The organism is Amycolatopsis taiwanensis DSM 45107 (assembly GCF_000519205.1).
GTDB lineage: Bacteria > Actinomycetota > Actinomycetes > Mycobacteriales > Pseudonocardiaceae > Amycolatopsis_E > Amycolatopsis_E taiwanensis.
The window spans coordinates 64,479-77,478 of record NZ_KI912602.1; the positions used below are offsets into that span (position 1 = coordinate 64,479).

Here is a 13,000-nt window from a genome sequence, read left to right on the forward strand (position 1 = left end):
GATTTCCGGGAACGACCCGATCGCGCGAAATCCCGGTTCCGAATCCGGCGAATTTCGGGTGTCCCAAATAGACCCTTTAGGACGCAATCGGGAACAGGAGCGCCTGAATCGGGAACACAGACGCCTGAAGCGAGAACACGCGTTCCTGAATCGGGAACATGGGCGCCTGAACCGGGGACACGGCCGCCGGGGAGGTATGAGTGGCCCGTTCGTGCCGAATTTCGACAGTAACGGGTCACTCATACCCGGGAATTCACGCGGTGGTACGCGGGAGTTGACGGTGGGCGCGGTGGCTGAGCAGCCGGCTCGCCCGGCCTTCCAGATGCGCGTGCTCGTTGAAGGACAGCAGGGTTACGCCGTTTCGAGTCGATTCGAGCCGGGTGATGCCGCAGTTCACGATCACCGGGTTCAGCTTCAGCAAGCCCGCTTCCGGCGTCCCCAGCACGAGCCCGGCGAGCGTGCTGATCACCCCGCCCGAGGTGAAGACGATCGCGCTTTCTTCCATTTCCAGCAAGGAAACGACGTCTCGCAGCGCGCCCTCTACCCGGGCGACGAACGCGGGCCAGGTCTCGGCGCAGGGGCCGGCGGCCCCGGCCGCGACCCACTCGGTGAGCGCGGCGTCGAGTATTTCAGGGCAAGCGCGCGGGTCGAGGTCGCGCTGCGGCGCGTCGTCTCCGTGCAACCTGAGGATCTCGGTGTGGTCGTACTCGTTCCAGCGCGGGTCGTACTCGACCAGTGCGGCATGGCCGAGCCAGTCCAGCACGATCTCGGCGGTCTTGACCTGCCGCGCCTGGGTACCGCTGCGCGCCGAGCTGAGCGGGAGCGTGCGGCGCAGCAGTTCCGCACCGACGACGGCGGCCTGCTCCACGCCGCCCGCGGAGAGGCGGGCATCCACGTTGTCGGGAAACGACGCCTGACCATGGGTGATCAGATAGACGACGCCCACGGCTCAGCCCGCCGGCCGCGGCCGCACCGGCCGCCTTCGCTTGTTGCCCATGAACCCACATCACCTCGTCCTGGTCACCATCCGACGGCCCGCACTTCATGCAATCGGGTCGCAGGGACAACGGGCAATGATTCACAGTTACCACTACTAGACCAATCAGGTGATGCGCTAGGGTCAGAACGCCATTCAAGAGGCCAGATAACTACTGTGGGATGGTCACCGGTGTCCAGTTCGGAACACGCTACCAACGGCGCGTTCGCCGAGGCGCTCAGAGCGTCCATCGCCCGTAGCGGCCTAACCCTGGACCGCGTGCAGGCCCGGCTGCATGCCCGGGGAATCTCGGTCAGCGTGACCGCACTCAGTTACTGGCAATCCGGAAAACGGCAGCCGGAACGGAGCCGGTCGATTTCGGCGGTCCGCGGGCTGGAGGAGGTTCTCGGCCTGCGCGCCGGGGAACTGTTCGACCTGCTGTCCCCGCCACGGCCACGCGGCGCGTCCCGCCCCCGCCGCGCCCTGGGCGACACGGTGAACTTTCCGCCGGACCCGTTGCGCGCGCTGCTGAAACGAGTCGGCGCTCCGCACGCGCTCGAACAGCGACATCGCCTCGACCTGGTCAGCCTGCACGATCGCGGCGAGATCGCCGGCGACGGCGGCCAGCGCTCGCTGACCACCCGCATCGTCTTCCGGGCCACCGGCCACGGGCAGGACCGGTGGCTGCTCATCTACGACCACGGTGGCACGGACGCCGAACCGCCACGCCTGCAGGCACTCCGCAACTGCACCACCGGCCGGTTCGAGGTCGACGCCGAGCACGGCCTCACCGCGGCCGAACTGCTCTTCCACCGCAAGATCGACCGCGGCGAAACCCAGCTCATCGAGTACGCACTGGTCAACAGCGGTCCCCCGTACCCGGAATGCCAGAACACCTACTACCGCGAGTTCCGGCGGCCGGTGCACGAATACCTGCTGGAGATCCAGTTCGACACCTCGCCGAGCCGGTGCTGGCAGTACACGCGCGTCGGGGATGCCCCCGAGCAACGCCAGGACCTGCTGCTGGACACCGGCTGTGGGGTGCACGCGGTCGCCGCCGACTTCGGTCCGGGCGTCTTCGGCATCGCCTGGCACTGAGCGGAGTTCGCACGCCCGCTTACGAGTGCCGGGCGCCGGTTTTCTCACCTGCCACGGCCGCGAACCACGACCGATCCGCTGTGCACCACCGGTCGAATCGCAGGCCCGCGCCGGACAGCACTTCACGAAGCCGCGTGTCCGACAATTGCCGGGCGACGAACGACTGGCTCCAGTGCCGCCCGCGCGCTTCGTAGTGCACGGTAGCGCTCAGCAGGTCGGCCTTCCGGCTGATATCGGACAGCCGGACCGACACCTCGCCGAGCGCTCCGGTCGCGCCTTCGGCCACGGAATCGAACCACTCCGGTGGATGCCACTGAACAATCGCTTGGCCGGTGTCGCTCAGGTGCTCGCGTACGGTCTCCAACAGCGGGCCGCTGTTCGGATTGTTGACCAGATGGCTGGCCAGCAGCACCGCGTCGAAGCGACGCCCCAACCGAAGCTCCTCGATCCGCGCCAGCACATTCGTCGCCCCGTGCACGTGCGCGAGCATTTCCGGTGAATCGTCGACCGCGGTTACCGGATGGCCCAGTTCGAGTAACCGGTGCGCGAGCCGGCCGGTGCCGCAGCCGAGATCGAGTACCTCCGCTCCGGACGGCACCGCGGCATGCACGATCTCCGCTTCCCCGTCCGGTGGTAGCAGCCGGTACACCTCGACAGAGCACCCATCGGTAGTGATCACGGTTTCATGCTGCCACGCAGTTCGGAGCGCAGGACCTTTCCGGTCTCGTTGCGGGGCAGGGAATCGAGGAACTCGACATCGCGCGGCACCTTGTACCGAGCCAGATTCGTCTTCACGTAAGCGCGGATCTCGTCGGCGTTGAGTGTGGTGCCGGGCGCGGTCACGACGAATGCCTTGAGCCGTTGGCCGAACTCGGCGTCGGGCACACCGATCACCGCCGCCTCGAGCACGTCGGGGCGTTCCACGAGCAGGTTCTCCACCTCGACCGGATACACGTTCTCGCCGCCGGACACGATCATCTCGTCGTCGCGGCCGTCGATGAACAGCAGCCCATCGGAGTCGAAATGCCCAACGTCGCCGGTTTCCAGCAAACCATCGACGACCTCTACTCGCGCTCCGTTGGTGTATCCGCGGAAGCTGAGCCCGCTGCCGACGAAGATCCGGCCGGTCACGCCGGGCCGGGTGACGCGCTTGCCGTCCTCGTCGTAGAGCGCGACCCGGCAGCCGACCGGTGGCTTGCCCACCGTGCCGGGCGCCTTACGCCAGTCCTCCGGGGTGGCCACGGTGGCCACCGCCACCTCCGTCGAGCCGTACAGGTTGTGGAGCACGTCGCCGAACGCCGCCATGGTGCGGTTGCCGAGCTCCGGGGGCAACGCCGAGCCGGCCACGAAGACGATCCGCAGCGCCGACGTGTCGTACCGGCCGAGCACCTCGGGCCCGAGGTCCACGATCCGCCGCAACATCGTCGGCACCAGGATGAGCGCCGTGCAGCGATGCTCCTGCACGGCCGCCAGGGTGGCCTCCGGATCGAACCGTCGCCGCATCACCACGGTCGACGCGAGCGCGAAGGACAGGATGAACTGCGAGATGCCGACGCCGTGGAAGAGCGGTGCCGCGATGAACGTGGATTCCCCGGCCCGCAACGGAATCCGGTCCAGGAACTGCGCGGACGACAGCAACGAGGTGTGCTCGCGCGGTGCTCCCTTGGGAGTGCCGGTGGTGCCGCTGGTCAGCAACACGAACCCGCCGCCCCGCGCCGGAGGTGGCAGCGGCCGGTCGTCGGTGCTGGTGATCAGCTCGTCCAGCACGGGAACGTCGGCCGGCACGTCTCCCTCGACCCAGGCCAGGTAGCGGCGGACGGTATCCGGCATGGCGCCGGCCATTTCGGCGAATTCCTCGTCGTGGACCAGAATCTCGACGCTCTCGCGACGGGCCACGTCGACCAGTTGCGGCGTGGCGAACCCGGTGTTCAACAGCAGTAGCCGCGCCCCGAGCTTCCCGGCGGCGAGCATCGTGGTCACCAGGCCACGGTGGTCGCGGCACATCGCCGCGAGCACGGTGCCCGCGCGGGCCCCGCGCTCGGCCAGCGCCCGGGCCAGCGCGTTGGACCGCAGGTCGAGCTGCTTGAAGGTGAGCGGCCCGCGCTCGTCCACCAGTCCGACGGCGAGCGGGTCGCGGCGCGCGGCGTTCCGTGCGGCCGCCGCGATCGGGCCGATCCGCCGCATGTCGAGCAGGGCCCGCGCGCCCTCGTCGAGTCTGGGAAACGGAATGAGCCCGGCTCGCCACATCACTTCGATGCTGCGTGCGGCTTCCGCGACCTTGCCGACCAGCATGGCAGGCACCTCCGTGGGACCGTCGAAACCTACTCGACAGTAGCTTAGTGGGCCCGGCAAGCAACACCGGACTTTGCCTGAGACCGCTCCAAACGCAAGACGCACATCCCTGGCAACGCCGAGCAACACTGCACGGGGGCGGGGAGGCAGGCCGCCACCGTCGTCGACTGGCAGCCGGCGACAAGAAGTCACGGCCTGGTTACCCGCACACGTTCTGAACAAAACTGTCGCCCACACGGCGCAGAATCATGGTGTGCACATCATTGTCGGACAGGAGGACGACGGCAGCTACTCGGTGCCCGGCCGGCGCGGGCTGACCGAGGCCGAGTTCGTCGCGTACCTGGCCGAGACCGAGCGTGAGCAGGGGCCCCGCTGGGTGTTCGCGTCGGTCGAGCGGACCTACCCGGTGCTGGTGCGCGCAGGGCTGCGGCTGCGCCGCTGTCACGACCTGGCGTTGACCGAAGGGTTGCTGCTCGCTCACGAAGGCCGTGACGGGCAACCGAAGGGGCTCGCCGCCGCGCTCGCCCGGGCGAACGGACGTGAGCCGCCGCCCGATCCGCCCGCTCCCAAAGGGGCCTGGGGGCGCGCCCCCAGTTGGGATGTGGGGACTGAGCCCCCACTAGACACTGCCGTCCAGCCCGCCCTGTTCAGCACGCGTGGCTCCGGCCTCCCGCCCGGGGTAGGCGTCACGGACGCGATGAAAACCGTGCTGTCCGAGCAGGAACGGCGCATCCAGCATGCCGAGCACCCGGCGCGCATGCGGCTGCTGATCGCGGCCGAATCGGCGAGCGCGCTGGTCGCGGCCGAGATGTCCGTCGACGGCCTGCCCTGGCGGGCCGACGTGCACGACGCGCTGCTCACCGACCTGATCGGACCACGCGTGCCGGCCGGCCACCGGCCGAAGAAGCTGGTCGAGCTGGCCGCGCGGATCAGCGAGGCGTTCGGCGGCAAGCCGGTCAACCCGGACAGCCCGTCGTCCATCGTGCGCGCGTTCGGCCGAGTGGGCATTTCGGTCCCGTCCGCACGGGCGCACGTGCTGCGCGAGATCGACCATCCCGCAGTGCCGTTACTGCGTGAATACCGCGAGCTTTCCCGCCTGCATTCGGCCAACGGCTGGCAATGGCTGGACGAGTGGGTCTCCGGCGGCCGGTTCCGGCCGGCCTGGGTGGTCGGCGGGGTGGTGTCCGGGCGCTGGGCGAGCCAGGGCGGTGGTGCGCTGCAGATCCCGAAGACGTTGCGGGTCTGCGTGCGCGCCGACCCGGGCTGGAAGCTGGTGGTCGCCGACGCCGCCCAACTCGAACCGCGGGTGCTCGCCGCACTGTCCGGAGACCGGCGGCTGGCCGAGGTGTCCGCCTCCACCGACCTGTACGCGCGACTGTCCGAGGCATTGTTCTCGAAGGTTGACGACGACTGCCGGGCGCGCGCGAAGATCGCGATGCTGTCCGCGATGTACGGCGGCACGGCCGGCGAGGCGGCCTCGCTGCTTGCCCTGCTACGCCAGCGTTTCCCGGCCGCGGTGTCCTATGTGGAACGCGCCGCGCAGGACGGCGAGCGTGGTGAGCGGGTGCGTTCCCGGCTGGGTCGCACCTCGCCGGCGCCGTCGGCGGCATGGCGGGCGCTCACCGGCGGCGCGGCCGAGGACGAGGCCACCGAGGGCCGGGCCCGGCAGGCGGCGCGGAACTGGGGCCGGTTCACCCGCAACTTCGTCGTGCAGGCATCCGCCGCCGACTTCACCGCGGTGCTGCTGGCCACCCTGCGCCGGCTCCTGCCGCGCCCCGCGCACCTGGTCTTCTTCCAGCACGACGAGGTCATCGTGCACGCACCCGACGAAGTCGCGGCGCAGGTCCCGGCGCTGATCGAGTCCGCCGTGGCCGAGACCGCCGCCATGGTCTTCGGCCCCGCCTGCCCCGTCCGCTTTCCCATGCACACCGCCGTCGTGGACACCTACGCCGACGCCAAATAGGCCCGCCCGACGCTCGCCACCGCCCTTCAGCCAGGCAATTCCCCACCCCAGCCCAGCAAGCCCCCGCCCCAGCCCAGCGAATTCCCGGTTCAGGCCGACGAATTCCCGCCCCAGACCGACGAGTCCCCGCTCCAGGCCGACGAATTCCCGCCCCAGGCCGACGAGTCCCCGGTTCAGGCGGGCAAGTTCCTGCCTCAGGGCGGCGAGTTCCCGGTTCAAGCCAGCGAATTCCCGCTCCAGGCCAGCGAGTCCCCACCTCAGACCACCGAGTCCCCGCCTCAGACCAGCGAGTCCCCGCTCCAGGCCGACGAATTCCCGCCTCAGGGCGGCGAGTTCCCGGTTTGCCGCCTCCGGCTTGTCCTGTCGAGCCTCCGCCTTCAACCCGGGCGAATCCTGGCATCACGGACCCGGATCGCGAATGGCGAACTCACCTGTCCGAACCCGGAACTCGGACGCCTGGAACGGGGACACGCGTGCCTGAGCCGGGAACTCGGACACCTGAGCCGGGGACACGCCGACCTGGAGCGGGAACTCGGACGCCTGAATCGGGAACTCGGATGCCTGAGCCGGGGACACAGGTGGTTGAGCCGCTTGACGTCCGCGGTGCCGAGGTAGTTCGTCAGCAAGTTGCGCGATTGGCTGACGCCTCGCGTCATGCCGCGGCGTCGAGGGCGCGCAGGATCCGTTTGGTGGAAACGGGGAACGCGGTGCCGAGGGTTTGCGCGAAGAAGCTGACGCGAAGCTCCTCGATCATCCAGCGTACGTCGGCCAGCGCGGGTCCGGGCTCGATACCGGGCGGGAGCGCGGAGACGGCGTGCCGGTACTCCTCGATGATCCACTGGACATCGCGCAGCATCTCGACGTCACGGGCCGCGCCCGTGCTCAGCTTCTCCAGGCGGCGCTCGATAGCGCGCAGGTACCGCACCAGGTTCGGCAGCCGGGCCAGGCCGGTCGCGGTGACGAAGCCGGGATACACCAGGCCGTCGAGTTGCTGCCGGATGTCGGCGAGGGATTCGGCGGGACCGCGGGCGTCGGCCAGCGCGGTTTCCACCTCGTTCGCCGCGCGCAGAATCAGTTCCACTTCGGACAGTACGTCGAGCATGAGCGGGTTGAGCCCGCCGCGCACCTTCTCCAGCAGGACACCGAATCCGGCCTCGTCCCAGGCCGGACCGCCGTTGTCCGTGATGAGCTTGTCCACCACGCAGTTGACGCAGTCGTCCAGCAGCGCGGCCACGCTGCCGTGTGGATTACGTCCCAGCGTCAGCTTCGACGAGTTGCTCAGGTTGCGGGTGATGAACTTCATCGGCGACGGAATGTTGAGGCGAAGGAGTTTACGGGTGCCCAGCCACATCCGCTGCCGCTGCTGCGCCGGGGTGTCCAGCATCCGCACGGCCACCGTGTCGCCCTCGTCGACCAGCGCCGGGTAGGCCTCCATCCGCTCCCCGCGCCACACTCGCGGCAGTTCGCCGAAGTCGGGTTTGGTCAGTCCGGCGCGCTCGATGTCCGGGGCGGCCTTGGCGATCGTCTCCCGGACCCGGCCGCTCAACCGGCGCTTGAGCGCCGCCAGGTCCTTGCCCTCGGCCGTTTTCCGGCCACGCTCGTCGACCACCCGGAAGGTCATCCGCAAATGGTCCGGAACGCTGGAAAGCTGCCACGCGTCGTGAGGCACCGCAACGCCCCGCAGCGCCTCCAGCTCGTCGGCAAGCACCGTCAGCAACGGCCCGTCGGACGGGCCGACCCGCGACAGCACCAGCTTCGCGTGGTCCGGTGCGGGCACGAAGTTCCGCCGCACCGCCTTCGGCAACGACTTGATGAGCGCGGTCACCAGCTCTTCGCGCAGGCCCGGCACCTGCCAGTCGAACCCGTCCGGCGCGACCTGGTTGAGCACGGACAGCGGGAGGTGCACGGTCACGCCGTCCGCGTCGGCACCCGGTTCGAACTGGTAGGTCAACCCGAACCGCAGCGACCCCTGCGTCCAGGTGTCCGGGTAGTCCGACTCCCGGACCTCCCGCGCGCCCTGGTTGATCAGCATCGCCTTTTCGAAGTTCAGCAGGTCGGGCTGAGCACGGCGGGTCTTCTTCCACCAGGTGTCGAAGTGCCGGGCCGACACGACCTCTTCGCCGACACGCTGGTCGTAGAACTCGAACAGCGTCTCGTCGTCCACCAGCAGGTCGCGCCGCCGTGCCCGGTTTTCCAGATCCTCGACCTCGTCGGTCAGGGCGCGGTTTTCCCGGAAGAACTTGTGCTGGGTTTCCCAGTCACCCTCGACCAGCGCGTGCCGGATGAACAGCTCACGGGAGGTCTCCGGGTCGATCCGGCCGTAGTTGACCTTGCGCCCGGCGACCAGCGGCACGCCGTAGAGGGTGACCCGCTCGCTGGCCATCACCGCGCCGCGCTTGCGTTCCCAGTGCGGCTCCGAGTAATTCCGCTTCACCAGGTGCCCGGCCAGCGGTTCGACCCACTCGGGTTCGATGCGCGCGTTCACCCGCGCCCACAGCCGCGAGGTCTCCACCAGTTCGGCGGCCATGACCCAGCGCGGCTGCTTCTTGAACAGCGCCGAGCCGGGGAACACCGAGAACCGGGCGCCGCGGGCGCCGAGGTAGTCGCCGGTTTCCGGGTCCTTGAGTCCGATGTGCGACAGCAGCCCGGCGATCAGCGACGAGTGCACGTACTGTGGATCGGCCGGCTCCCGGTTCACCGTGAGCCCCAGCGGCCGAGTGAGCCGGCGGAGCTGGGTGTAGACGTCCTGCCACTCGCGCACCCGCAGGTAGTTCAGGAACTCGGCCCGGCAGAGCTTGCGGAACTGGTTTCCGGACAACGCCTTCTGCTGTTCCCGCAGGTACTCCCACAGGTTGAGGTAGGCGAGGAAGTCGGACGTCTTGTCGGTGAACCGGGCGTGCTGCTGGGCGGCCGCTTCCTGGCGGTCCGCAGGGCGCTCCCTCGGGTCCTGAATGGACAATGCCGAGGCGATGATCATGACCTCGCGCACGCACCCGTTTTCCCCGGCCTGCAGGACCATCCGGCCGAGCCGGGGGTCCACCGGCAGCTTGGCCAGTTGCCGGCCGATGTCGGTGAGCTTGTCCTTTCCGGACGGTTCGAGCGCGCCGAGCTCCCGCAGCAGCTGCACGCCGTCGCTCACCTGCCGCCGGTCGGGCGGCTCGACGAACGGGAACGCGGCGACGTCCCCGAGCCCGAGCGAGGTCATCTGCAGGATCACCGAGGCGAGGTTGGTGCGCAGGATCTCCGGCTCGGTGAACTCCGGCCGGGACAGAAAGTCGTCCTCGGTGTAGAGGCGGATGCAGACACCATCCGAGGTCCGGCCGCAGCGCCCCTTGCGCTGGTTGGCCGACGCCTGCGAGACCGGCTCGATCGGCAGGCGCTGCACCTTCGTGCGATGGCTGTACCGGGAGATACGCGCGGTGCCCGGGTCGATCACGTACTTGATGCCGGGCACGGTGAGCGAGGTTTCCGCGACGTTGGTGGCCAGCACGATCCGGCGTCCGGTGTGCCGCGCGAACACCCGGTGCTGATCGGCCACGGACAAGCGCGCGTACAACGGCAGGATCTCGGTGTTACGAAGATCCTGTTTGGACAACGCCTCGGCGGTGTCGCGGATTTCCCGCTCGCCGGACAGGAAGACCAGGATGTCGCCGGGTCCCTCGGCGCAGAGCTCGTCGACGGCGTCGCTGATCGCCTGGACCTGGTCACGGTCTGGCTCGGCCCTCGGGTCGTCGGGATCGACGATCGGCCGGTAGCGGACCTCGACCGGATACGTGCGGCCGGACACCTCCACGATCGGCGCCGGGCGGCCGCGCTCGTCCGCGAAATGCCGGGCGAAGCGCTCCGGGTCGATGGTGGCCGAGGTGATGACGAGCTTGAGGTCCGGGCGGCGCGGCAGCAACCGCTTGAGGTAGCCCAGCAGGAAGTCGATGTTGAGGCTGCGCTCGTGGGCCTCGTCGATGATGATCGTGTCGTAGCGGCGCAGCATCCGGTCGGTCTGGATCTCGGCCAGCAGGATGCCGTCGGTCATCAGCTTGACCATGGTGTCGTCACCGCTGGTGTCGGTGAACCGCACCTGGTACCCGACGGTCGAGCCGAGCTCGGTGTTCAGCTCGCTCGCGATCCGTTCGGCGACGGTGCGCGCGGCGAGCCGGCGGGGTTGGGTGTGCCCGATCTGGCCCCGCACCCCAAGGCCGAGCTCGAGGCAGATCTTCGGCAGCTGCGTGGTCTTGCCCGACCCGGTCTCGCCCGCGACGATCACCACCTGGTGATCGCGGATGGCGGCGGCGATCTCGTCCCGGCGCCGGCTGACCGGCAGCTCGTCGGGATACCGGACCTCGGGCATGGCCTCGCGGCGCTGCTGTACGCGCAGCTCGGCGGCCTCGATGTCGGCGGCGATCTCGCCCAGCGCCTGCCGCTGGTCCCGGGCCTTGCGGGCACCATCGAGCCGGCGACGGAGCCGGTGCTCGTCGCGCACGGTCAACGCGGACAGCCGGGCCCGCAACTCGTCAAGGGGGGAAGCCGTAGACATACGGACTCCAGGATACCGGTGCGCGCCACCAATTTTCACCGCGTCACTCAGGGGCGCTACCTGTGATCCTCGGTGTAGATGTCGGCCGGTTCGATCAGCGTGAGCCGTTCGTCGGACTCGGCGACCGCGCGCAGCCGCACGCTGAATCCGCTGCGCGAGAACAGGAACCGCCGCGAATCCCGGGCGCCGCCGGGCAGGTGCGCCGACAGCCGGTCCAACAGGTTCAACTCGTCGACGTCCACTTTCGCCGCGGTCCACTTGCACATGCCGATCACCAACGGGTTCCGGGCGCCGTCGACTCCGACGACGTCGAGCTCCCGTTCCTCGGTTCGGCGACCGTGCCCGGTCGGGACCTGTCCCCACCAGCGTCCTACCATCGCGACCTCCGGGATGCGCTGCTGGATGTATTCCCGGCAGATGTCCTCCCAGGCGAGCGAGGCGTGGTGGTCCAGCTGCGGCATCACCGAGTCCGCGACGTACCTTGCCGCGAGTTCGTTGGTGCGCAAGTAGGACTTCGCAGGCTCGACGAAACGGTAGTGGAACCGCAGAAAGTGGTCGGTGATCGCGTAGGCGGTCTTCTTGGCCCGTTCGGAGGATGTCACCGGCCGCAACCTGGCGATCAGACCGAGCCGTTCGAGAGTCGCCAGGACCTTGGCAACGGTCGATGTATCGAGCTGTGTCCGTTGGCTGATCGCGTTGGACCTGTTGTGTCCGTGCGCGATCGCCCGTAGCACCGCGATGTGATTCGCCGGTGCCGCGATCGACTGCCGGAGCATCAGCTCGGCCTCGTCGTGGAGCAAACCGGTCCGCTGGAAGACCTCGCGGACCAGGTTGTCCTCGAGCGAGCGGCGGTCGGTGAACCGTTCGAGGTAGTACGGAATGCCGCCACACACCGAATACGCCCGCACCCGGTCCTCCACCGAGAAGCCAGGATGGAACAGGCTGGCTTCACGGGCGAGAAAGGGTTCCAGCCGCAACTGTCCGGTGCGCCTGCCGTACAGCCGGCCGGCCAGGACCTCGTCTTCGAAGAAGGACAGCTCACTGCCCGCCAGGACGAGCACGATCGGCAGCTTGCGGCCGGTCGTGCGCCACCACCGGCTCAGCACGCTCTCCAGCTCGGGCGAACGAGCGGCGAGCAGCTGGAACTCATCCAGCACTACCAGCGTGCGCTGGTCACCGACGACCTGGGCAAGCGCGGCAAGCGCCGCGTCCCAGGTCGTCAGAGGCTGGGACCGGAGCACGTCGCTGCCGGACACATCCGCCAACTCCGCCGTCAGGTCGCGGAGCTGATCGGCGGCAACCGAATCGGTTGCCTCGAAGAAGACACTTCGCACCTCCGAGGCCAGCTGTGCCAGCAACTCGGTCTTCCCGACCCTGCGGCGGCCATATACGACCAACAGCTCCGCCTGGGAGTTGTGAAGTCGCTCCCGGAGCATGTCCAGTTCGGCCGTCCGATTGAAAAACCGCACTTCAGCAGGCTACATGAGAACTTCTTGCAGAAGAAGTTCCTGTGCAGGAAGTTCCTGTGCAAGCAGCTCCCATGGGGGCCCTAGGCCGCTTTGCGCAGGAGTGCCGCGAACCCTTCCCGTGCGTTTTCGCGGAAGCCGATGAAGAACCGGTTCGCGAGTGGCACTGCCCACCGCAGCCGGTCAGCGACGTTGTAGACCCGATACGTCACCCTGGTGCCGCCGCCCGGCTCGCCGGAAACCTCGTACTCGCCGCGGTACCACCATCCGCCCTGGTAGGCGACGGTGCCACGGTCGCGGTCGACCACGAGACCTGCCGCGCCGCCCAGTGCCGCGGTGAATCGCTCGATAACGGTGTCCAGCACGTCGGTCGCCGGCGTCGCGACCACTTCGGATAGTTCGACGATCAGCTTCTTCATGGCTTCGCCCACGACATCGGATCGGTGACGCGAGCGTTGTGGAACGAGGCGATCCGCCAGCGGCCATCGTTCCACGCGGCCACGAGGCCGGTCACCGCCGCGAGAACTCCGGTTTCCCTGGAATCAGGCATCGGTCCCTCCCTCATCGAACGGTGTTCGTTGACGAACATCGTTCTAGTAGCGAACGTCGTTCGTGTCAAGTACGCTTCGGCAGAGAGCCGTTGGAGGAACCGACAGGAAGGTCACCCTTGGATC

9 protein-coding genes are annotated in these 13,000 nt (G+C 68.6%); 2 read left to right on the plus strand and 7 right to left on the minus strand.

Annotation, left to right across the window (positions count from 1 at the left end):
• Nucleotides 1-253: 253 nt before the first annotated feature.
• A complete protein-coding gene (locus A3CU_RS0141830; RefSeq protein ID WP_027947248.1) occupies nt 254-946 on the minus strand; it encodes a histidine phosphatase family protein in 693 nt (230 codons plus the stop codon).
• A gap of 222 nt (nt 947-1,168) precedes the next feature.
• On the opposite strand from A3CU_RS0141830, the gene A3CU_RS0141835 reads away from it, so the two are divergent.
• On the plus strand, nt 1,169-2,074 hold the full coding sequence (locus A3CU_RS0141835; RefSeq protein ID WP_027947249.1) for a helix-turn-helix domain-containing protein: 906 nt from the start codon (nt 1,169-1,171) through the stop codon (nt 2,072-2,074).
• Nucleotides 2,075-2,093: 19 nt separating this feature from the next.
• On the opposite strand, the gene A3CU_RS0141840 is transcribed toward A3CU_RS0141835, so the two are convergent.
• Together A3CU_RS0141840 and A3CU_RS0141845 are read right to left on the minus strand one after the other, a co-directional pair.
• On the minus strand, nt 2,094-2,753 hold the full coding sequence (locus A3CU_RS0141840; RefSeq protein WP_027947250.1) for a class I SAM-dependent methyltransferase: 660 nt from the start codon (nt 2,751-2,753) through the stop codon (nt 2,094-2,096).
• Nucleotides 2,750-4,366: an acyl-CoA synthetase gene (locus A3CU_RS0141845; RefSeq protein WP_027947251.1), complete on the minus strand. Its 1,617-nt coding sequence runs from the start codon at nt 4,364-4,366 to the stop codon at nt 2,750-2,752. Before A3CU_RS0141845 ends, A3CU_RS0141840 begins: the two co-directional genes overlap by 4 nt.
• Nucleotides 4,367-4,619: 253 nt before the next feature.
• Between A3CU_RS0141845 and A3CU_RS0141850 the strand changes: the two genes are divergently transcribed.
• Nucleotides 4,620-6,329 carry a bifunctional 3'-5' exonuclease/DNA polymerase gene (locus A3CU_RS0141850; protein ID WP_027947252.1) on the plus strand — a complete coding sequence of 570 codons (1,710 nt, stop codon included), beginning with the start codon at nt 4,620-4,622 and terminating at the stop codon, nt 6,327-6,329.
• A 652-nt stretch (nt 6,330-6,981) separates the two neighbouring features.
• On the opposite strand, the gene hrpA is transcribed toward A3CU_RS0141850, so the two are convergent.
• The 4 genes from hrpA to A3CU_RS55345 all read right to left on the minus strand — a co-directional run bounded on the left by hrpA (nt 6,982) and on the right by A3CU_RS55345 (nt 12,876).
• A complete protein-coding gene (gene hrpA, locus A3CU_RS0141860) occupies nt 6,982-10,860 on the minus strand; it encodes an ATP-dependent RNA helicase HrpA (RefSeq protein ID WP_043844357.1) in 3,879 nt (1,292 codons plus the stop codon).
• A gap of 56 nt (nt 10,861-10,916) precedes the next feature.
• Nucleotides 10,917-12,329 carry an ATP-binding protein gene (locus A3CU_RS0141865; RefSeq protein WP_027947254.1) on the minus strand — a complete coding sequence of 471 codons (1,413 nt, stop codon included), beginning with the start codon at nt 12,327-12,329 and terminating at the stop codon, nt 10,917-10,919.
• A gap of 80 nt (nt 12,330-12,409) precedes the next feature.
• Nucleotides 12,410-12,745 carry a hypothetical protein gene (locus A3CU_RS0141870; RefSeq protein ID WP_156960838.1) on the minus strand — a complete coding sequence of 112 codons (336 nt, stop codon included), beginning with the start codon at nt 12,743-12,745 and terminating at the stop codon, nt 12,410-12,412.
• Nucleotides 12,742-12,876: a hypothetical protein gene (locus A3CU_RS55345; protein WP_281174200.1), complete on the minus strand. Its 135-nt coding sequence runs from the start codon at nt 12,874-12,876 to the stop codon at nt 12,742-12,744. Before A3CU_RS55345 ends, A3CU_RS0141870 begins: the two co-directional genes overlap by 4 nt.
• Nucleotides 12,877-13,000: the final 124 nt, after the last annotated feature.